At 66.3% G+C, this 19,577-nt stretch carries 19 protein-coding genes; 8 read left to right on the forward strand and 11 right to left on the reverse strand.

Features of this window, described 5'->3' with window-relative positions:
• Positions 1–10: 10 nt before the first annotated feature.
• Genes AAHB16_RS30700 through AAHB16_RS30715 form a run of 4 tightly spaced genes read right to left on the reverse strand, consistent with a single transcriptional unit; the run spans position 11 to position 3,121 of the window.
• Positions 11–1,018: a DMT family transporter gene (locus AAHB16_RS30700; RefSeq protein ID WP_342052760.1), complete on the reverse strand. Its 1,008-nt coding sequence runs from the start codon at positions 1,016–1,018 to the stop codon at positions 11–13.
• 22 nt (positions 1,019–1,040) lie between these two features.
• Positions 1,041–1,679, reverse strand: a complete 639-nt coding sequence (locus AAHB16_RS30705; protein WP_150371079.1) for a LysE family translocator — start codon at positions 1,677–1,679, stop codon at positions 1,041–1,043.
• Positions 1,676–2,404 (reverse strand): alanyl-tRNA editing protein, encoded by a 729-nt coding sequence (locus AAHB16_RS30710; RefSeq protein WP_342052761.1) that lies wholly within the window; start codon positions 2,402–2,404, stop codon positions 1,676–1,678. Before AAHB16_RS30710 ends, AAHB16_RS30705 begins: the two co-directional genes overlap by 4 nt.
• Positions 2,405–2,434: 30 nt before the next feature.
• Positions 2,435–3,121, reverse strand: a complete 687-nt coding sequence (locus AAHB16_RS30715) for a VOC family protein (RefSeq protein WP_150371081.1) — start codon at positions 3,119–3,121, stop codon at positions 2,435–2,437.
• Positions 3,122–3,310: 189 nt separating this feature from the next.
• Between AAHB16_RS30715 and AAHB16_RS30720 the strand changes: the two genes are divergently transcribed.
• The 5 genes from AAHB16_RS30720 to AAHB16_RS30740 all read left to right on the forward strand — a co-directional run bounded on the left by AAHB16_RS30720 (position 3,311) and on the right by AAHB16_RS30740 (position 8,213).
• Positions 3,311–4,735, forward strand: a complete 1,425-nt coding sequence (locus AAHB16_RS30720; protein WP_342052771.1) for an aminotransferase-like domain-containing protein — start codon at positions 3,311–3,313, stop codon at positions 4,733–4,735.
• A 102-nt stretch (positions 4,736–4,837) separates the two neighbouring features.
• Complete coding sequence (gene htpG / locus AAHB16_RS30725; protein WP_342052762.1) at positions 4,838–6,739, forward strand: molecular chaperone HtpG; 1,902 nt, start codon at positions 4,838–4,840, stop codon at positions 6,737–6,739.
• A 32-nt stretch (positions 6,740–6,771) separates the two neighbouring features.
• Positions 6,772–7,272 (forward strand): DNA-deoxyinosine glycosylase, encoded by a 501-nt coding sequence (locus tag AAHB16_RS30730; protein ID WP_342052763.1) that lies wholly within the window; start codon positions 6,772–6,774, stop codon positions 7,270–7,272.
• Positions 7,273–7,549: 277 nt separating this feature from the next.
• Complete coding sequence (locus tag AAHB16_RS30735; RefSeq protein WP_342052764.1) at positions 7,550–7,735, forward strand: type II toxin-antitoxin system HicA family toxin; 186 nt, start codon at positions 7,550–7,552, stop codon at positions 7,733–7,735.
• Between the two features lie 58 nt (positions 7,736–7,793).
• Positions 7,794–8,213, forward strand: coding sequence for a type II toxin-antitoxin system HicB family antitoxin (locus AAHB16_RS30740; RefSeq protein ID WP_150371086.1), 420 nt, complete (start codon positions 7,794–7,796; stop codon positions 8,211–8,213).
• Positions 8,214–8,220: 7 nt separating this feature from the next.
• Here the strand turns inward: AAHB16_RS30740 and AAHB16_RS30745 are convergent, their stop codons facing one another.
• The 3 genes from AAHB16_RS30745 to AAHB16_RS30755 all read right to left on the reverse strand — a co-directional run bounded on the left by AAHB16_RS30745 (position 8,221) and on the right by AAHB16_RS30755 (position 10,554).
• Complete coding sequence (locus AAHB16_RS30745) at positions 8,221–9,456, reverse strand: MFS transporter (RefSeq protein WP_342052765.1); 1,236 nt, start codon at positions 9,454–9,456, stop codon at positions 8,221–8,223.
• Between the two features lie 49 nt (positions 9,457–9,505).
• Positions 9,506–9,787, reverse strand: a complete 282-nt coding sequence (locus tag AAHB16_RS30750; protein ID WP_342052766.1) for a hypothetical protein — start codon at positions 9,785–9,787, stop codon at positions 9,506–9,508.
• A 275-nt stretch (positions 9,788–10,062) separates the two neighbouring features.
• Complete coding sequence (locus AAHB16_RS30755; protein WP_342052767.1) at positions 10,063–10,554, reverse strand: hypothetical protein; 492 nt, start codon at positions 10,552–10,554, stop codon at positions 10,063–10,065.
• 205 nt (positions 10,555–10,759) lie between these two features.
• Between AAHB16_RS30755 and AAHB16_RS30760 the strand changes: the two genes are divergently transcribed.
• Together AAHB16_RS30760 and AAHB16_RS30765 are read left to right on the forward strand one after the other, a co-directional pair.
• Complete coding sequence (locus tag AAHB16_RS30760) at positions 10,760–11,521, forward strand: tetratricopeptide repeat protein (RefSeq protein ID WP_150371090.1); 762 nt, start codon at positions 10,760–10,762, stop codon at positions 11,519–11,521.
• A gap of 36 nt (positions 11,522–11,557) precedes the next feature.
• The gene (locus tag AAHB16_RS30765; protein ID WP_342052768.1) at positions 11,558–12,454 is read left to right on the forward strand and encodes a spermidine synthase; all 897 of its coding nucleotides are present in this window, start codon (positions 11,558–11,560) and stop codon (positions 12,452–12,454) included.
• 33 nt (positions 12,455–12,487) lie between these two features.
• Here the strand turns inward: AAHB16_RS30765 and AAHB16_RS30770 are convergent, their stop codons facing one another.
• The gene (locus tag AAHB16_RS30770; protein ID WP_342052769.1) at positions 12,488–14,083 is read right to left on the reverse strand and encodes an ABC transporter substrate-binding protein; all 1,596 of its coding nucleotides are present in this window, start codon (positions 14,081–14,083) and stop codon (positions 12,488–12,490) included.
• Positions 14,084–14,193: 110 nt separating this feature from the next.
• Here AAHB16_RS30770 and trmB point away from each other — a divergent pair, with 110 nt between their 5' ends.
• Positions 14,194–14,901: a tRNA (guanine(46)-N(7))-methyltransferase TrmB gene (gene trmB / locus AAHB16_RS30775; RefSeq protein ID WP_342052770.1), complete on the forward strand. Its 708-nt coding sequence runs from the start codon at positions 14,194–14,196 to the stop codon at positions 14,899–14,901.
• On the opposite strand, the gene AAHB16_RS30780 is transcribed toward trmB, so the two are convergent.
• The 3 genes from AAHB16_RS30780 to acnA form a co-directional block, all read right to left on the reverse strand.
• Positions 14,890–16,092 carry a DUF2863 family protein gene (locus AAHB16_RS30780; protein ID WP_150371094.1) on the reverse strand — a complete coding sequence of 401 codons (1,203 nt, stop codon included), beginning with the start codon at positions 16,090–16,092 and terminating at the stop codon, positions 14,890–14,892. The two genes, trmB and AAHB16_RS30780, sit on opposite strands and share 12 nt — an antisense overlap.
• Positions 16,093–16,216: 124 nt before the next feature.
• Positions 16,217–16,351, reverse strand: coding sequence for a hypothetical protein (locus AAHB16_RS30785; RefSeq protein ID WP_258307836.1), 135 nt, complete (start codon positions 16,349–16,351; stop codon positions 16,217–16,219).
• A gap of 147 nt (positions 16,352–16,498) precedes the next feature.
• A complete protein-coding gene (gene acnA, locus AAHB16_RS30790) occupies positions 16,499–19,204 on the reverse strand; it encodes an aconitate hydratase AcnA (RefSeq protein ID WP_150371095.1) in 2,706 nt (901 codons plus the stop codon).
• Between the last annotated feature and the right edge of the window lie 373 nt (positions 19,205–19,577).

Raw genomic sequence — 19,577 nt, forward strand, 5'->3', positions numbered from 1 at the left:
GCATTCTCCTTCAGTGAAAACGTCCCGGGGCCGTGGGCCGGGTATCGAGGCGGGTGTTCAGGCTGGTATTCGGTCTGGCATCCGGGCCAGGACCTGGCTGGCCTGCCGGGGCCGCGCCGCCCACGGCCGCCCGCCGGCCCAGCGCCACCACGGCGATGACCGCGATGGCAAAACCGATCGTCGCGGCGTCGAGCGGCTCGCCCAGAATGAGGGCGCCGCCCGCGAGTGTAAGAAACGGTTGCAGCAATTGTATCTGGCCGACGCGGGCCACGCCGCCTTTTGCCAGTCCGGCGTACCAGAACAGGAAGCCGACGAACATCGAGAACACCGACACATAGGCCATGCCGAGCCATGCGCGCGGAGACGCGGCGGCAATGGCGGCGGCGTCCGCGTGCGCGAGCCAGCCCACCACGGGAAGCAGCAGCGGCAGCGACACCACGAGCGCCCAGCTGATGGTTTCCAGTCCGCCGAGTTCGCGCGAGAGCTTGCCGCCTTCGGCATAGCCGAGCGCGCCGAGCACCACGGCCGCGAACAGATACCAGTCGGCGTGCTGCAGGCCGCCCGCACCCTGCCACAGCGCAAAGCCGACCACGAGCGCGCTGCCCGCCAGCGCGGACAGCCAGAAGGCGAACGAGGGGCGCTCCTGCCCGAACCATGCGGCGAACACGGCCGTGGCCAGCGGCAGCAGGCCGATGACGATCGCGCCGTGCGCGGCGGGTACCTCGCGCATGGCCAGCGACGAGAACACCGGGAAACCGGCCACGACGCCGACGGCCGTGACGATCAGCCGCGCCCATTGCCGGCCGCGCGGCCGCCGGTCCGCCGCCAGCGCGCCGCGCAGGGCCAGCAGGCCGAGTGCGAGCACGGCGGCGATGACCGCGCGCCCGAGCGCCACGAATAGCGCATCGAACTCGGCCACGGCCATGCGCGTGAACGGCAGCGTCTGGCTGAAGATGGCCACGCCGATGAATCCCAGCAGCATGCCGCCGCCGGCGGGGGTGTTCGTGTGTTGTGTCATGGCGCAGGTCTCCGTCGTCGTGCTAATGGGCACCGGGGCGGGCGCCCATGGCGATCCACAGCGCCGTGGCGCCGAGCGCGAGTCCCATGATCCGGTTGAACCACGCCACGCGGTTGCCGTGCGAGAGCCATTGGCGCAGCGACGCGCCGAGCACGCCGTAGAACCCGTTGCTGATAAAACCGAGCGTCGCGAACACCGCGCTGACAAGCGCCGCGCGATGGAGCGTCGAGGGCGCGCCAGCCATATAGGACGCGGCGACGGCCAGCGACAGCATCCACGCCTTGATGTTCGCGTACTGCAGCGCCGCCGATTGCCACACGGTCATCGGGCGCAGGACCTGCTTCTCCGAGAGCCTGGTGCCGCGTGCGATGCGTGCCGCGAGCCACAGCAGATAGATCACGCCGGCCACGTGGATGAGCGTGGCGAGCCACGGGCTTGCGAGAATCAGCGCGCCGACACCGGCCGCGCAGAGCGCGACGATGCTCGCGAACCCGATCGATACGCCGAGGCTGTGCGGCAACGTGGCGCGCGCGCCGAAGTTCGCGCCGGTGACGGCGGCGATGGTCGTGTTCGGGCCGGGGGTGAACGTACCGACGACCAGCAGCGTGACGAGCGCGAGAAACTGTTCGGGGGGCAGACCGGCAAGCCAGGCGTTGTTCATGCGAAATTCACGACCACGCGTCGGTTGGTGCGGCTCTTCTTCTCGATCTTCGTGACGACGATCGCGCCGATCTCGCGCGTGTTGGCCACATGCGTGCCGCCGCACGGCTGGCGATCGACGCCGGGAATCTCGATGATGCGGATGGTCTCGGTACCGGCCGGCGGCGCGGCGCCGATCGTGCGCACGAGGTCGGGCTGCGCGGCGAGCGCTTCCGGCGTGATGCGGTCGATGCGCAGTTCCGTCTGCGCGTCGATCAGGGCGTTGAGCCGTGTGGTCAGGTCCGCCTTGTCGAGCGTCGACTCGGGCAGATCGAAGTCGATGCGCGCGGAGTCGGGCGAGATGCCGCAGCCCGTCACGGGCACGGGAATCAGCGAGCCCAGCAGATGCAGGCACGTGTGCAGGCGCATCAGGCGATGGCGGCGCGTCCAGTCGATGGTCACCGTCACGCGATCGCCCACGGCGGGGCGGGCTGGGTTCGAGGGGGAATCGGATGCCAGCACGTGCACGATGCGCGTGCGATCGTCGGCGTAGACCGTATCGGCGATCGCCAGCGTGCTGCCGTCGGCGAGCGTGAGCGTGCCGGTGTCGCCAGCCTGTCCGCCGCTGCGCGCGTAGCACACGGTCTGGTCGAGTTCGATGCCGTCGTCGCTCGCGGCGATCACGGTGGCCTCGCACGAGGTCAGGTAGGCATCGTCGTCGAAGCGCTTGCGGGTGGGGGCGGACATCCGGGGTCTCCGTTCTTCTGGGTGCTGGGGCTACTGCAGCGTCTTCACGCCGTTCGGGGTTTCGATCTCGGCGCGCAGCAACGGCACGCCATCGGTCTGTTCGATCGCGATCAGGTGGTCGGCGCCGATCCACGCGAGGCCCTGGCGCAGCAGTTCCGCATGCGGATGGCTGCCGTGCAGCCTGCGCAGGGCGAGGTCCTGTCGCGGCAGGCTCCTGCCGGGATAGTCGGCCACGTCCCACTGGATCAGCGTCGGGAACACGCCCTCGCCGGCGCTGGCCGCCTCGCCGCGCCACGCGGGCAGCGAGCCGTCGTCCGGCACCGTGAGGCGCCAGTGCAGATGGCCGCGCGACATGGGAATGGCGGGGGCGATGCGGTCCGGATACTGCGCCTGCCAGCGCGACAGGTCGGCGGGGCGTTCCACGCGCGCAGCCCAGTGCAGCAGGAACGGGCCGTCGCGCAGGCGCTGCTGCACGAGTTCGCCATCGAGACCGAACCAGCGTGGCCGCTCGGGCGCGTGCTGGCCCGTTGCCGCGGGATCGATGGCGATGACTTCGAGATAGACGCCGCCATACATGCCGAGCACGCGGTTGTGCGTGCCCATGCGCGCATGGGCGCCCCCGCCGGCCGGCGCAACGCCGAGCGCGGCGGCTACGTAGTCGGCACCGGTGTCGAGGTCCGGCGCGGCAATCACGAGGTGGTCGAGGGCGAGTGTCATCGTGGGTTGATGGTAGACAAGGTTCTCGGTACAGTACCGGTACAGTTCTGCGGATCGTATTCTGTACAGTTGCGGGAGCACCACATGGAAAGCATCCAGGACGGCACCGAGCGTGCCGGCCAAGACCGCAAGGATAGTGAAAAAGGCGCCGGAAAAGCTAGCGCTGGCGCCCGATCCTTGCGTCTCGTCATGCCCGGGACCGAGCGCCTGCCCGACCCGGTGCCATCGGCCCAGATGACGCTGGTCGAGCAGCTGACCGAATGGGCCCGGCTGCGCATCGACGAGCGCGTGTTCCGCGCGGGCATGCGCATGCCCTCCATCCGGCAACTGGCGCAGGAAAAGGGCATCTCCCGCTTTACGGTGGTGGAAGCCTACGAGCGGCTGGTCGCGCTCGGCTACCTCGAGTCGCGCCGCGGTTCGGGCTTTTACGTGCGGGAGCGCGCGAGCCAGCATGCGGCGGCCATCGCGGCCACGCCGCCGACCTCGCGTGCCATTGACGTCACATGGCTGCTGCGCAGCATGTTCCACTCGGCGGAGCCTCACAAGGCGCCCGGGTGGGGGTTCCTGCCCAACGACTGGCTCGACGGCGAGCTCGTCGGCAGCGCGCTGCGCGGTCTGGGGCGCCAGCCCGGCAATCACTTCCTCGCCAGCGGCACGCCCCAGGGCTTTCTGCCGCTGCGGCAGCAGTTGCGGACGCGGCTGGAAGAGCTCGAGATCGGGGTCACACCCGAGCAGATCGTCATGACGTCGGGCATCACGCAGGCGTTCGACCTGATCGCGCGGCAGTTCCTGCATCCCGGCGATGCGGTCCTCGTGGGCGATCCCGCGTGGTTCGTGATGTTCGCGCGCTTTGCCGCGCAGGGTGCCCAGGTGATCGGCGTGCCGTACACGCCCGATGGGCCGGATCTGGAAGCGCTCGAGCGCATCGTGCAGGCGCATCGGCCCAAGCTGTTCGTGGTCAATTCCGTGCTGCACAACCCGACCGGCACCTCGCTTTCCGCGGCGCGCGCGTTCCGGCTGCTGCAACTGGCCGAGCAGTACGACTTCCTGATCGTCGAGGACGACATCTACTGCGACCTGTGCCCGCCCGGCCATGCGGCGACGCGGCTGGCCAGCCTCGACCAGTTGCGCCGCGTGATCTACCTCGGCAGTTTTTCCAAGACGCTCGCGGCCAACCTGCGGGTGGGCTTTATCGCGGCCAGCCCGGACCTCGCGGTCACGCTGACCGACAGCAAGCTGCTGACCGGCATGGCCACGCCCGAGATCAACGAGCGCGTGCTCTACAAGGTGCTGACCGAGGGCCACTACCGCAAGCACGTGGAACGCGTGCGCATGCGGCTGGACCGCGCGCGGGACGAGACCCGGCGCGCGCTCGAGGATCTGGGCCTGCGCATGTTCCCGGGGCAGTCGGCCGGCATGTACCTGTGGGCCGATACGGGCGTGGACACCAATGCCATTGCCACGGCCGGCCACGAGGAGGGGTATCTGTTCGCGCCGGGCAGCCTGTTCTCGCCGTCGCAGCTGCCGTCGGGCTGGATGCGGTTCAACGTGGCCAGCAGTTCGGATCCCGGGATGCTGCGGTTTCTGGCCGGCCAGCTCGACCGCCGGCCTTGAAATCCCCGGGCCGCGTCCCTATTTCACCGCACATCGACCCCGCGCTGCTTTGACCGGCCGGGGCATTGACCTGTCGATTGTTTCGTTTTCAAGAGGAGAACCATGACCGCGCCGCACGAGACGATGAGCTTCCAGGCGGAAGTGAAGCAGCTGCTGCACCTGATGATCCACTCGCTGTACAGCAACAAGGAAATTTTCCTGCGCGAGCTGGTATCCAACGCCTCCGACGCCACCGACAAACTGCGCTTCGAGGCCATTGCCAATCCGTCGCTGCTCGAGAACGACGCCGATCTGGCCATTCGCATCGAAGCCGACGCCGCCACGCGCACGCTTCGTATCACCGACAACGGTATCGGCATGAGCCGCGACGAGGCGATTCGCAACCTCGGCACGATCGCGCGTTCGGGCACGAAGGAGTTCTTTCAGCAACTCTCGGGCGATCAGCAAAAGGATGCGGCGCTGATCGGCCAGTTTGGCGTGGGCTTCTATTCGGCATTTATCGTCGCGGACAAGGTCACGGTGGAAACGCGCCGCGCGGGCCTGGCGGCCGACGAGGCCGTGCGCTGGGAAAGCGCGGGCGATGGCGAATTCACGATCGACGCGATCTCGCGCGCCGAGCGCGGCACCACCATCACGCTGCATCTGCGCGAGGGCGAGGACGACTTCCTGTCCGCCTACCGCCTGCGCCATATCATCCAGAAGTACTCGGACCATATTTCGCTGCCGATTCGCATGCCCAAGGAAGAGTGGGACGCGGAGTCGAGCACGCACAAGGTCACGGGCGAGTGGGAGAGCGTGAACCAGGCGAGCGCGCTCTGGACGCGTAACAAGAGCGATATCACCGACGAGCAATACCAGGCGTTCTATCAGCACCTGTCGCACGACAACCAGGCGCCGCTGACGTGGACGCACAATCGCGTGGAAGGGCGCAGCGAATACACGCAGCTGCTGTACATTCCCGCGCGTGCGCCGTTCGATCTGTTCGATCGCAATCACAAGGCCGGCCTCAAGCTGTATGTGAAGCGCGTGTTCATCATGGACGATGCGGACCAGCTGCTGCCGGCGTACCTGCGCTTCGTCAAGGGCGTGGTGGACTCGGCGGACCTGCCGCTGAACGTGTCGCGCGAACTGCTGCAGGAGTCGCGCGATGTGAAGGCGATTCGCGAAGGCTGCACGAAGCGCGTGCTGTCGATGCTGGAGTCGCTGGCGGACAGCGAGGACGAAGCCGATCGCGCCAAGTACACGACGTTCTGGGAACAGTTCGGCCAGGTGCTGAAGGAAGGCACGGGCGAGGATCATGCAAACACCGAGCGGATCGCCAGGCTGCTGCGCTTTGCGTCGACACATGCGGAGACGGCCGAGCAATCGGTGTCGCTCGCCGCGTACGTGGGCCGCATGAAGGAAGGGCAGGACAAGATTTACTACGTCACGGCCGACACGTACGCCGCGGCCAAGTCGAGCCCGCACCTCGAGGTGTTCCGCAAGAAGGGTATCGAAGTCCTGCTGCTGACCGAGCGCGTGGACGAATACATGCTGTCGTTCCTGAACCAGTTCGATGGCAAGGACCTCGTCTCCGTCGCGCGCGGCGACCTCGACCTCGGCTCGCTGGCCGATGCCGAGGAGAAGGCCGAGCAGGAGAAGGCCGAGACCGAATGGAAGGAAGTGGTAGACCGCGCCAAGACCGTGCTCGAGGGCAAGGCCAAGGACGTGCGCGTGACGCTGCGCCTGACCGAATCGGCCTCGTGCCTGGTGTCCGACGACGGCGACATGAGCGGTTATCTGCAACGCCTGCTCAAGCAGGCCGGCCAGAAGGCCCCCGACGCCCAGCCGATCCTCGAGCTGAACCCGGAGCATGCGCTGGTGAAGAAGCTGCGCGACATCCCCGACGGCGAAGCCTTCGGCGACCGCGTGCGGGTGCTGTTCGATCAGGCGCTGCTGGCGGAGGGCGGGATGCTGGACGATCCGGCGGCGTACGTGCAACGCGTGAACCGTCTGCTGGCCTGAGGTAGCGGAACGAACGCCGGGGTGAGGGCACATTGACGACCAAACGGTGCTTTCCCCCGGTGGTGGACGCGAACACACGCGTCCTGATCCTCGGCAGCCTGCCGGGCGAAGTCTCGCTCGCGCAGAGCCAGTATTACGCGCACAAGCAGAACCGCTTCTGGCATCTGATGAGCGAGATCCTCGAACGGGATCTCGTCGGCATGGAGTACGCAAGCCGTCTTCAAACGCTCTTGCAGCATCGCATCGGGCTTTGGGACGTGGTAGCGGAAGCGCAGCGCACAGGCAGTCTGGACAGCAGCATTCGCAATCATGCGAGCAATGACCTGGTCGCGTTGATCGAGACATTGCCGAAGCTGGAAGTGATTGCGTTCAATGGCGGCACCGCAGAGAAGATCGGCACGCGCGCGCTCGGGTCGCTGACGGAGCGCTATCGGGTCATGCGGTTGCCGTCCAGTAGTCCCGCTTACGCGGCGGTGCCCTATCAGGCGAAGCTGTCGGAATGGCTTCGCCTGCGAGCGTGCCTTGCCGCGTGACGCGACGGTACGGCTGCTTTCCCTAGACACCGTTGTCAGTAGTTTTACTGTTCCGCCCTCTGCGCGCGGATCGCGGCAACCCATCAGCCATTCGATCTCCGCTGAGCTTTCACACCGGTGCCGAAGCGGTGCTCGGCAGCGGCCCGCATGACGTCACGAACCACATCTCCCCGCAAAATGATGGAGCACACTGCTCCGCCTGATGGGTTGTCGCGTCTTGCGTAATACAACATAGGTGTTGTATTATCCGCTAGCCCCCACATCAAACGGGGGATACATGAAGTACAGCGAGTTCCGACGCTGGCTGGCCAGGCAGGGTGCGACGTTCGAGAAGCACAAGGCTGGTTCCAGCCACTACCGAGTCACCCTGAATGGCAAGACAACGATCTTCCCTGATCACGGCGCCAAGGAAATCGGTACCGGCCTCGTCGAAGCCATCAAGAAGCAGCTCGGGATCAAATGACGCGATGCTCGCCCCTCGTTCTTGCGGCAGTTCTTCGCCATCCACGACAGGAGTTCCCATGTTTGCGTATCCAGTGAATTTGACGCCCGATGACAATGGCACGCTGCTGGTTACCTTCAAGGACGTGCCAGAAGCCATCACGGCAGGGGAATCGGAAGACGATGCACTGACACAAGCCTTGGATGCGCTGGAAGCGGCCTTCGAGATCTATTTCGCGGAGAAGCGGCCTATCCCTATGCCCTCCAAGCCGAAGCGAGGCCAGCGGGTGGTCCAGTTGCCGGTACTGACGGCCACCAAGGTGCTACTCGCTAACGAAATGTTGGCGCAGAAAGTACGCAAATCCGACCTGGCACGCCGAATGGGCATCAATCAAGTCCAGGTGGACCGAATGCTGAAGATGAACCACGCGACGCGTGTTGAATCGCTGGAAACGGCCCTTGGTACGCTAGGCCGGCATCTCGAAGTCAGCCTCGTCTGATCACGATTCAGTGAGCGCCTTCGTCAGGCGCTCGATGTGCTTGACTGAATCCCATGCGAAGCACGCCGGCCGCCGCCAGTGCCGCGACGGCATACACGATGGCAAGCGATGCCGCCGTACCGTCGTATGCCAGACTGGCAACCAGCGCCGCCGCACCGCCGACCAGTGCCAGAAATCCGTTGAGCGTGCCTGCGATGGCGGTGCGACTGTCTTCCGGCACATCCATCGCTCGGGCGTTTGCTGTGGGTACGACCATGCAAAAGCCGAGTTGTGCGGTCGCGAGCGCGAGCATGAACAGCGGTAGCGAGACGTGTGGCTGCACGGTCAGCACGATCAGTGCGCATGCGCATACGCCCTGCAGGAACACGCCGGCGCGCATGCAGCGAAGCGGGGCGATACGCGCCATCAGTGCGCCAGTGGCGAGGTAGCCGGTGACGCCGACGCAGGCGAAGCCGGACAGTACAGCACCGACTGCAACGACGGACATGTCGAAGCGGTCCATCAACAGGAATGGTGCGGCCACCAGCAGCGCGGTGTAGCCGGCATGCGTTGCGCATAACAGCGCGATCGGCGGGAGCGATGGATGGTGCCACCAAACCTGCCCGGTGCCGTGACGTCGCGCGCGACATGTGCGAGTGCGCTCTCTCGTCCCTGCGAGCGCGGGGACGAACCATCCGATCATCGGCACGATCAGCAGCAACGCGATACAGAACACGGCGAAGGTCGTACGCCAGCCCCACGCGACTGCCATGACACCCGCGGCAAGCGGTGCCACGGTACACGCCGTTTCCAGCGCGGCCTGCCCGTATGCATATACCTTTCCATAACCTTCCGCGCCGGATAGGTCGCGCAGCAACGCCCGTGCGGCAATTGAGCCCATGGCGTTCACGACGAGTATGGCAGGCAAGATAACGGCGTAGCCAAGGCCGGAAGTCACCGCCGTGCTCAGCAGTCCGAGCGCGCAAACGAGCACTGCACTCATCGTCACCATTGTCCGTCGGCCCACACGGTCGACAATCGGGTGGCCAAGCAGGGAGACACCCGCCGTCATGATCGTTGCCGCCGAGAGCAGCGATTGCAGCAAGTCCGGGCCGAGGGCGAGATCGCGGCCGATGAGAGGGAGGAGCGGTTGCAGGACTTCGAAGAGGACCGTTACGAGAATGATGCGCAGGTACAGGCAGGTGCAGGCGAGCGCCACGCTTGCGCCGCGCGGCATTGGGACATGGCTGGACATGGCAGGCATGGCGACACGCGCCGGGACGTCGTTCGCCGCGGCGCATGCATGCGTCGTGTCAGACGGCGGCAGCCATCGTGGCGGCATCGGCGCCATGCCGGCCCTGTGCGCGGCGTCGCGCGCTGCCCGCGCACCAGGTTTCGATCAGTTGCCGGTGCTGTGGATACCGCCTGCAGAAATAGTCGGAGAATGCTTCCCAGTGGTCGTCCTTCAGCAGGCCGTGCAGCATGCCCAGGTCTTCGACGGGAAAGGTCAGGTCCATATGCATGCGGAACGCGGACATCTGGTCCGGTGTTGCGTGATCGCATAGCACTTCGGCATTGAGTCGATGTTGGCCCATGGAAGGCGCTCCTTTGGCGTGAACAGGAAGGGGGCGGCAATGGGACGCGGTGTTCACGCCCCGACGCAGCACTACGGCTGCCTGATCAGCTTAAGAAACGCAGAGGCGCGCAGCGATAGCGGTTCAACGGAAGTTGAAATGGCTGGCGAGGGAGGGGGGAGGTCGGGGGCGGGGCTACGCGGCGCCGTGGTTGGCGCCGCGCAAGGATCCGTAGGGCCGGATCGGAAAAGGCGGGTCGAGGCGGGACGAGGCGGGTCGAAGGGGGGGGGGCGGATTCAGACCGTCGTATCGACGTTGTTCCCCACCATGCTGCCACTTTCCTGCTGAATCGCCTCCGCCAGCTTCGCCATGGCCGCCTTCAACGCGCCCTGCAGCGTGTTGGCCTGCCCCTGCAAGCCGGCCAGTTGCGTCGCCTTGAGGCGTTCGTCCATGTCGCTCGACTGGATACTCTGGATCTGCTGCTGCACCACCGCCAGCTGTTTCTGGATCTGTTCGATCATCTCCTTGATCGTCTTGATCGTGACCGACTCGTTGCTGTCGTCCTCGGTCCCCTGTGCCGCGCCGCCGGCCGAGGCTGCGCCGCCGGCGAGGGTGGGGCCCTGGATGCGGCCGCTGCGGTCGGCTTCGCCCGTGGTGGTGCCGGTGGCGGCGTCCGGGGTGGAAGTGGCCGCTGACTTATTGGAGGCCTGCTGCGCGGCGATGGTGTCGCGCGGCGTCAGGACCTGTGGCGTGATGTTGGCGAGGCTGGTGCCGGAGACGCTGGTCATTGCTGTAATCCTGTCGAGGGAAGAGCCTGTCACGGAGAACGGCACGAAACTGCGAAAACTTTAGTGGCCACCGAGAGACCAAAGACAGGGGCGTGCCGCGCCCGGCGAGAGCCAGCCGGCCCGCATCTGTCACAATCGCGTCCGTGGCGCCGCATTCCGTCTTCCCGACCCGCGCCGCGTGCTAAACCCGATTTCGGATTGATCCATGTCTTCTTACCTCGGATTCGGTGGTATCGGCCTGCATGTCATCGTGGCGATCTTCTTCGCCGTGCATGCCGTGCGTACCCACCAGAACATGTACTGGCTGCTGCTGCTGTTCATTTTCCCGGGCCTCGGCAGCATCGTGTATTGCTTCGCCATTTATCTGCCGAGCCTGCGCCAGACGCGCGGGGCCCGGGCGGCCGGCCGCGCCATCCGGCAGATCGTCGATCCGAACCGTGCCGTGCGCGAGGCGCGCGACGCGTTCGATCGCGCCCCCACCGTCGATGCCCGTATGCGCCTGGGCGCCGCGCTGCTCGATGCCGGCAATCCGGCCGAGGCGCTCGAGCACTACCAGGCCGCCGCGAACGGGCCGTTCGCCGCCGATCCGGCGCTGCTGCTCGGCCTGGGCCGCGCCCAGTTCGCCACGGGCCAGCACGCGGCCGCGCGGCAGACGCTGGAGCGGCTGTTCGAGGTCAATCCGATCTCGCGCGAGCAGTCGGATCCGACACTGCTTTATGCGCGCACGCTCGCGGTGCTCGGTGCCGATGGCACCCGGGCTGCCTTCGAGCAGGCGCTGACGAGCGCCAGCGACGTGGCGGCACGTTGCCTGTTCGCAGACTGGCTGGCCAAACAGCCCGACGCAGCGGACCGGGAACGCGCAAAGGCGCTCTATACCGAGATCGTCCACGACGCGCGCCACTGGCCGCGTCATGCCCGCGAGCACAATCGCGAATGGCTGCAGCGCGCGCAATCGGCGCTGGGCTGAATGATTTCACGCGCCATTGGCGCATTCCTCCGCAATATGACGCTTCTGAAACGCAAATCGATCGAGGCGGTGGCCTCCCGCCGTCCCGCCCGGGGCACCCGCTCCAGCGAGGGTACGCGCGAACCGCGCGCCGCGCGCCACGACTTCGGCGACGAATCCCGCATGACGCCGCGCTTCGCGCCGGTGACGTTCTCCGAGATGGACGGCGTGCGCTATCTCCATTTCGGTACCGAGTGGGTGCAGGGTGCGATGCGCCTGCGCAAGCCCGATGCCATCGAGCTCGAATATGCGCAGCAGATGATGGCGTGGCTGCTGTTCCAGTCGCCGTCCGCCGACGGCTTCCATGTGGCGCAGCTCGGGCTTGGCGCCGCGGCGCTGACCAAGTTCTGCCATCGCCATTTCGCGCGCGCGAAGGTGACGGCCGTCGAACTCAATCCCGCGGTGATCATCGCGGGACGCAGCATGTTCGGCCTGCGCGAGGACGATGCGCGTCTGACCGTGCGGGAGCAGGACGCGTGGGACTTCGTGATGGATCGCGCGAACATCGCGAGCATCGACGCGCTGCAGGTGGACCTGTACGATGCCACCGCGCGCGGCCCCGTGCTCGACACCACCGCGTTCTACAACGCATGCCGGCGCGTGCTCAAGGCGCCGGGCGTGATGACGATCAACCTGTTCGGCGACCACGAGAGTTTTCCGAAGAACATCGTGCGCATCTGCGAAGCCTTCGACAATCGCGTGCTCGTGTTTCCGGAAGTCCACGACGGCAACATCATCGCGATGGCTTTCAACGGCCCGCGTATCGATGTGTCGTGGGACACGATCGAGGCACGGGCCGAGGTCGTCGAGGCGACGACCAGATTGCCCGCGAAGGATTGGGTGAAGAAGCTGCGCGCGGCGAATGCGCGGCAGGAAGCGCGGCTCGTGATCTGACGGAAAGGGTGCCCCGCGCGGGCACCTTCGCCGTTACTCCTTGTGGAAGAACTGCGCGAGCGACCACTCGTCCGTGCGGGCCTCGTAGCGAACGCCCTTGCGCATCGCCCACATCGCCAGCTGGCTATGCGAGGGAATGATCGCGTGGTCGTCGAGCGCGAACCTTGCCGCCGCGCGCGCGTTCTCTTCGCGCGCCTTGTCGCTGCTGACCGTCGTCAGCGAGGTCTCGATAAGCTTGTCCAGCTGCGGATTGCTGTACTTGCCCCAGTTCCACGTGCCGTAGCCCGTCTGCGGATTCGGCGTGCCGGTAATCGAGCGCAATGCCACGTCCGCGGCCGCCGAGCCCCATCCCAGCATCTGGAACGAGAACTCGCCCTGACGCGCGCGCGTGAAGTACGCGGCCACGGGCATCGTTTCCACCTTGGTCTGAATGCCGATACGCGTCAGCATCGCGGCCGTGGCCTGCGCCACCGCGTTGTCGTTCAGATAGCGGTTGTTGGTCGCATGCAGCGTGAGCCCGAAACCATTCGGATATCCCGCGGCGGCGAGCAGTTTCTTCGCGCCTTCGGGATCGTACGCATCGGGCTTCGTCCCCGGATGCCCGAAGATCTGCGGCGACACGATCGACGAGGCCGGCACCGCGAGCCCTTCCATGATGCGGCTGACGATCGCATCGCGATTGAGCGCCTTGCTGATGGCGGCCCGCACACGCGCATCCTTGAACGGATTCTTGCCCAGCGGCTTGCCGGCCTTGTCGGTGACGAACGGCGGATTGTCGCGCGACTGGTCCATCTGCCAGAAGATCGTGCGCCACGATACCTGCTGCTCGATGCGGAACTTGGTGTTCTGCTTGAGGCGCGCGACGTCTGCCGCCGGCACGGATTCGATCACGTCCACATCGCCAGAGAGCAGGGCGGCCGTGCGCGCGCCGTTGTCGGTCAGGATGCGGAACGTCACGCGGTCCCAGTCGACCTTCGGTCCCCAGTAATCGGGATTACGCTGCATCACGATTTCCTGCCCGCGCGCAAAGCGCACGAACTTGAACGGCCCCGTGCCGATCATCAGCTTGCCCGAGTCGAAGTCCGCCTGCGTGAGCGTGGCGGCCACCGCCTTCGGCAGGATCGGCACGCTGTTCAGGTCGTTGGCGAGGTTCGCGTAGTTCTGCACGTTCATCGTCAGCCGGACCGTGAGCGCGTCGGGCGTGTCGATGCTCTTGATGGGCTTGGTGTAGCTCGTGAACGTGCCGGGGCTGTTCACGAGTTTCTCGGGGCGCTCGAGCGAGGCCTTCACGTCGGCGCTCGTGAACGGCGAGCCGTCATGCCATTTGACGTTCGGCCGCAGCTTGATCTCCCACGTGGTGGGATTGACGGGCTTCCACGACAGCGCGAGGCCGGGGATATAGCGTGCGTTCTTGTCCATGAACACGAGCGACTCGAACACATGCAGCGCGATGGCATTGTTCGGGCCCGCGTTGTTCCATTGCGGATCCATCGATGTGACGTCGGCGGCGAGGCCCACGCGCAGGTCTTCGGCCAGGGCCGCATGGCCCGGGACCAGCAGGGCCGTGCCGAGCGCGAGTGCCGCGGCGGCGCGTGCGAACCGTTGGCCAACTTGGTGATAGATCTTCATCGGAAGCTCCTCTGCGGTCGTCAACTCGGCATTGTGCCGCCAAACTTACATCGACGCGAGCGCGCCGGCCAGTTACGAATGCCCGCCGGTTGCCAGTAAAATCGGCGCCCATGTTCGCCAATTCCCGCACCATCGCCTCCGCGCAGACCGATATCCACGATCATCTGGCCGCGCGCGTGGCCCGCCACCTCGCCGAGCCGTTCCGCAAGCCCATCGGCGACGCCAGCCGTCACGCCATGGACGAGGCGCTGTCCGCATGGCGCCGCGCGGGCGGTGGGGGAGGGGATAGGCCGCTGATCCTCGATGCCGGATGTGGCGTCGGCGAGAGCACGCTGCGCCTCGCGCGCGCCTATCCGGACCACTTCGTGATCGGCGTCGATCAATCCGAAAAACGGCTGACCGCGGGCAAGGACTGGTGGGAAGGGAAGATGCCCGGCAATTACCACTGGGCGCGCGCGGACCTCGTCGATGTCTGGCGCATGCTCGTGGCGGAGGGGGTGCCGGTGGCGCGCCATTACGTGCTGTACCCGAACCCGTGGCCGAAGATCGGGCATCTGGGGCGGCGCTGGCAGGGCCACGCGGTGTTTCCCGCGCTGGCGGCGCTGGGCGATTATCTCGAATGCCGCAGCAACTGGAAGATCTATATCGACGAGTTCGCGGCCGCGCTGGAGATGGTGGGCCGCCCGGCGGTCACGGAACCGTGGCTGCCCGCCGTCCCGATGACGCCGTTCGAGCGCAAGTACGGCGCATCGGGCCACGATCTGTGGCGCTGCGTGAGCAGCCCACCGAAGGTCCCACCGAGCGGCTCAGTGAAATAACGGCTGCTGCGTCGGCGCGTCTTCGGGCAGTTCCGCATGCACGATCTCGCCGGTGCGATCGGCGTAGAGCGGCGTGCCGCAGTCCTCGCAGTACTCGGGATCGAACAGCGCGGCGTGGCGGAAGATGTCTTCCACGCCGACGTTACGCAGTTCCTCGCAGATCTGCTCGAGCGGATTGCCCTTTTCCTCGGCATCCACCTCGCCCGCCTCGCGGCCATACACGGGCCAGACGATGCCGTAGATCACGTCCTTTTCGCCGCGGATCGTGAAGCCCACGCGGTATTCCTCGACCACTTCCTCGCCGAACGACGCGACCACGGCGGCCAGCTGACCGGCCGGCATATCGAGCGTGCCGCTCAGGTAGTTGACGGCCGCGCGCACGGTCAGCGGACGAATGCTCTTGTCGGACTCGCGGCAGGACAGGAAGAACGCGTCCGGCAGCAGAAGCTCGAATTCGCAGCCCGGCAGCATCATCGCCACCGACGGTTGCACCTGCGTGCGCCATTGTTCGAGGCAGACCGAACGCTCGGCGTGGTGCTCCTTGGCGTCTTCCTGCCAGCGGAACAGCGCGCCTTCGTGCGGGGCGACGACCACGGCCAGCAGATAGCGCGGATCGGCGAGAATCGGGGCGGTTTCCGGCAGGTCGCGCAGATCGACCTTGGGCACGGCGCCCGCCAGCGCGGCGGCGGCCAGCTTGTGGGTCAGTGCGAAGGTATCGCTATGCGTGCGCGGCAGCTGGTCGATGCTGTACAGGTAAGGCGACAGCGCGACCTTGGTGCCGTTGGCCAGCACGTGGGCCTGCAGATGCACGGACAGCGTCTGGGCCACGTCGCCCTTGAGCGCGCCCGACGGAATCGCATAACGCGTATGGGCCAGGATCGGCGCGGCGATCAGCAGCGCGTCGTAGCGCACGCCGTCCACCTCGATCGTCGCGGACTCCGCGAGCGTCTCGGCCTGTTCCGCGAGCACGTCGGAGGCGTCGGCATTGTGCTTGAACAGGTGTTCGAGCGCCGCGTCGAGCGCGGTCTGGCTGCCATTTTTCAACAGACGCCCGAGGCGCTGAGAGAGACGGCGCTCCCAATAGCCGTCCTCCATGCGGCTGCCCGAGGCGTCGAGCGCCAGTGCATCGGCCACGAGCCGTTCGGCGTCGGGCGAGAGTCGGGGGGAAGCCTTGGGACGAAAACCTGCCATAGATAGAAACCGTCTGTTTTGCGTAAAACGGTATTCTACTCGCTGCGTTGGCAAAAGAAGGCCCCAGTCGGGCCTCTCGTGTATCCGCGAGTGCGGGGATGCCGCACGATGGCAGCCAGCGCGGTTATTTCTGCGTGGCGGGGGCGTGGGTTTCGGTGCCGTGCTGCTCGCCGGCGATGGACACGTCGTCTCCGCCCTTGGTGAGCAGATAGAGGGCGGCGCCCGCGACGACCACGAATGCGATCACAATCTTGACCATGCTGTCTCCTGGCTAATCGTTATATTGTCAGGAGGCAGTCTGGCAGTGCCGGCTTGCGTGGAACTTACGGGGCGGATCGGGGAAATCCCTTAAGAAAATCCCCGATCCGTGGCCGCCGTGGCCGATCAGCGGTCGATCAGCGGTCGATCAAGCCGCCAGCAGCTGGCGCAGCACGAACGGCAGGATGCCGCCGTGGTTGTAGTAGTCCACCTCGATCGGCGTATCGATGCGCAGCAGCACCGGCACGCGCTGGGTGTCGCCATTGCTGCGATGGATCACCAGCACCACATCCTGCTGCGGCTTCAGTTCGCCCTCGATGCCCTCGATGTCGAACGTCTCGCTGCCGACGATGCCCAGCGACTGTGCGCTGTCGCTGCCCTTGAACTGCAGCGGCAGCACGCCCATGCCCACGAGGTTCGAACGGTGAATCCGCTCGAAGCTGCGCGCGATCACGGCCTTCACGCCCAGCAGTTGCGTGCCCTTGGCCGCCCAGTCGCGCGACGAGCCGGTGCCGTATTCCTCGCCACCGAACACCACCGTGGGCGTGCCCTCGGCGATGTACTTCATCGCGGCGTCGTAGATCGACATTTCGTCGCCGGTCGGCTGATGCAGCGTAATGCCGCCTTCCACGCGCGAGCCGTCGGCCTTCGGCGGGATCATCAGGTTCTTGATGCGCACGTTGGCGAACGTGCCGCGCATCATTACCTCGTGGTTGCCGCGGCGCGAACCGTAGCTGTTGAAGTCGGCCTTGAGCACGCCGTGGGAGAGCAGGTACTTGCCCGCCGGCGAGGTGTCCTTGATCGAGCCGGCCGGGGAAATATGGTCGGTCGTCACGGAGTCCCCGAACACGCCCAGCGCGCGGGCGCCGCGCACGCTGGCGCTCGCGGCCTTCGGCTCGATGTCGAAGTCCTGGAAGAACGGCGGCTCGGCAATGTAGGTCGAGTCCGGCCAGTCGTAGACCTGGCCCGTCGTGCCCTTGATCTTCGCCCACAGCGGGCTCGGATCCTTGACCTTGCCGTAGTTGTTCTTGAAGACCTTGGCATCCAGCGCGAACTTCAGCAGGCCGTGGATTTCTTCCGACGTCGGCCAGATATCGCCGAGCCAGACGTCCTGGCCGTCCTTGCCCTTGCCCACGGGCTCGGTCATCAGGTCGCGCGTCATCGTGCCGGCGATCGCGTAGGCCACGACCAGCGGCGGCGAGGCCAGGAAGTTGGCGCGGATGTTCGGGTGGATGCGCGCCTCGAAGTTACGGTTGCCGGACAGCACGGCCGCGGCCACGAGGTCGTTCTCGACGATGGCCTCGTTCAGCGGCGCGGTCAGGTCGCCCGCGTTGCCGATGCAGGTCGTGCAGCCATAGGCCGTCACGCCGAAGCCGAGCTTCTCGAGGTACGGCAGCAGCTTGGTCTTGGTCAGGTACTCGGTGACCACGCGGCTGCCCGGGGCGAGCGAGGTCTTGATATGCGGCGCCACGGTCAGGCCGGCTTCCACCGCCTTCTTCGCGAGCAGGCCCGCGGCCAGCAGCACGCTCGGGTTCGACGTGTTCGTGCACGAGGTGATGGCGGCGATCAGCACGTCGCCGTTCTTCACCTTCACGCCGTCGGAGGTCTCGTACTGCGCCGTCAGTTCCTCGGGCTTCTTGTTGAAGCCGTTCTCGGAGACGGGCTTGCTGAACAGCGACGCGAACGTGCTCTTCACGTGGCCGATCTCGATGCGGTCCTGCGGACGCTTCGGGCCTGCCAGCGACGGGGCCACGGAGCCGAGGTCCAGCGTCAGGTTCACGCTGTAGTCGATCTCGCCCGGGCCGGCCACGCCGAACAGTTCCTGCGCGCGGAAGTAGCCTTCGAACGCGGCGATTTCCTCGTCCGTGCGGCCCGTCCCCTTGAAATAGTCGATGGTCTTCTCGTCCACCGGGAAGAAGCCCATGGTCGCGCCGTATTCGGGCGCCATGTTGCCGATGGTCGCGCGGTCCGGCACGGCGATGTTCGCGGTGCCTTCGCCGTAGAACTCGACGAACTTGCCCACGACCTTCTCGCGCCGCAGCATCTCGGTGATCGTCAGCACGAGGTCGGTGGCGGTCACGCCCTCGCGCAGGCGGCCCTTCAGCTCCACGCCCACGACGTCCGGCGTCAGGAAGTACACGGGCTGGCCCAGCATGCCGGCCTCGGCCTCGATGCCGCCCACGCCCCAGCCCACCACGCCGATGCCGTTGATCATCGTGGTGTGCGAATCGGTACCCACGAGCGTGTCCGGATAATAGACATCGCCCTTCTTGTGCACGCCACGGGCCAGGTATTCGAGGTTCACCTGGTGGACGATGCCGAAGCCGGGCTGCACCACGCCGAACGTGTCGAACGCCTGCATGCCCCACTTCATGAACTGGTAGCGCTCGTTGTTGCGCTGGAACTCGAGCTGCATGTTCAGATCGAGCGCCTTCTTCTCGCGGAAGTGGTCGATCTGCACCGAGTGGTCGACCACGAGGTCCACCGGCACCAGCGGCTCGATCTTCTTGGGGTTCTTGCCCATCTTCTCGGCCACGTTACGCATGGCGGCCAGATCGGCGAGCAGCGGCACGCCCGTGAAATCCTGCAGCACCACGCGGGCCACGACGAACGGGATCTCGTCCACGCGATCGGCGTTGGGCTTCCAGTGAGCCAGCTGCCGCACGTGTTCCTCGGTCACCTTCTTGCCGTCGCAGTTGCGCAGCACGGACTCGAGCACGAGTCGAATCGACACAGGCAGGCGCTCGATCGCGACGCCGAGCTCCTTGCCCAGCTGGGGCAGGGAATAGAACTGGCCGCTACCGTTGCGGCCGATCTTGAACGACTTCAGGGTATTTTTGAGATTGTGGGGCATTACCTGGCTCCAATGAAGGAATGACGCGGTGCTACGGCTTCTTGTTCTTGAGAGACCCCGGCGCGCGCCCGAGGTTCGTCACGGGGCGCGCACCGTCACAGCAAACACTTATTGTGCGCGAGGCGAAGAAACTCTGCCACGCTGCAGGCCATCGTGATCGTCAATCACGACGGCGAGACGCTACGGTAATGGCGTTTCTTTACTGCTTCGGGGCAACCAGGGCCGCAGGCTGTGCCTGGGCGGCCGGTTGCTGCTGCTGGGCATCGGCCTGCGGTGCGGCCGGGGCGGCCAGCAGCGGCGTGGCCACCGGCGCGCGCAGCGCGCCGGCGGCGGTCGGCGCGGGGCCGCCCGCCGGCAAGTCGGCGGTATGGCA

This window comes from Cupriavidus sp. OTU4054, assembly GCF_038440175.1.
GTDB classification, from domain to species: Bacteria; Pseudomonadota; Gammaproteobacteria; order Burkholderiales; family Burkholderiaceae; genus Cupriavidus; species Cupriavidus pauculus_D.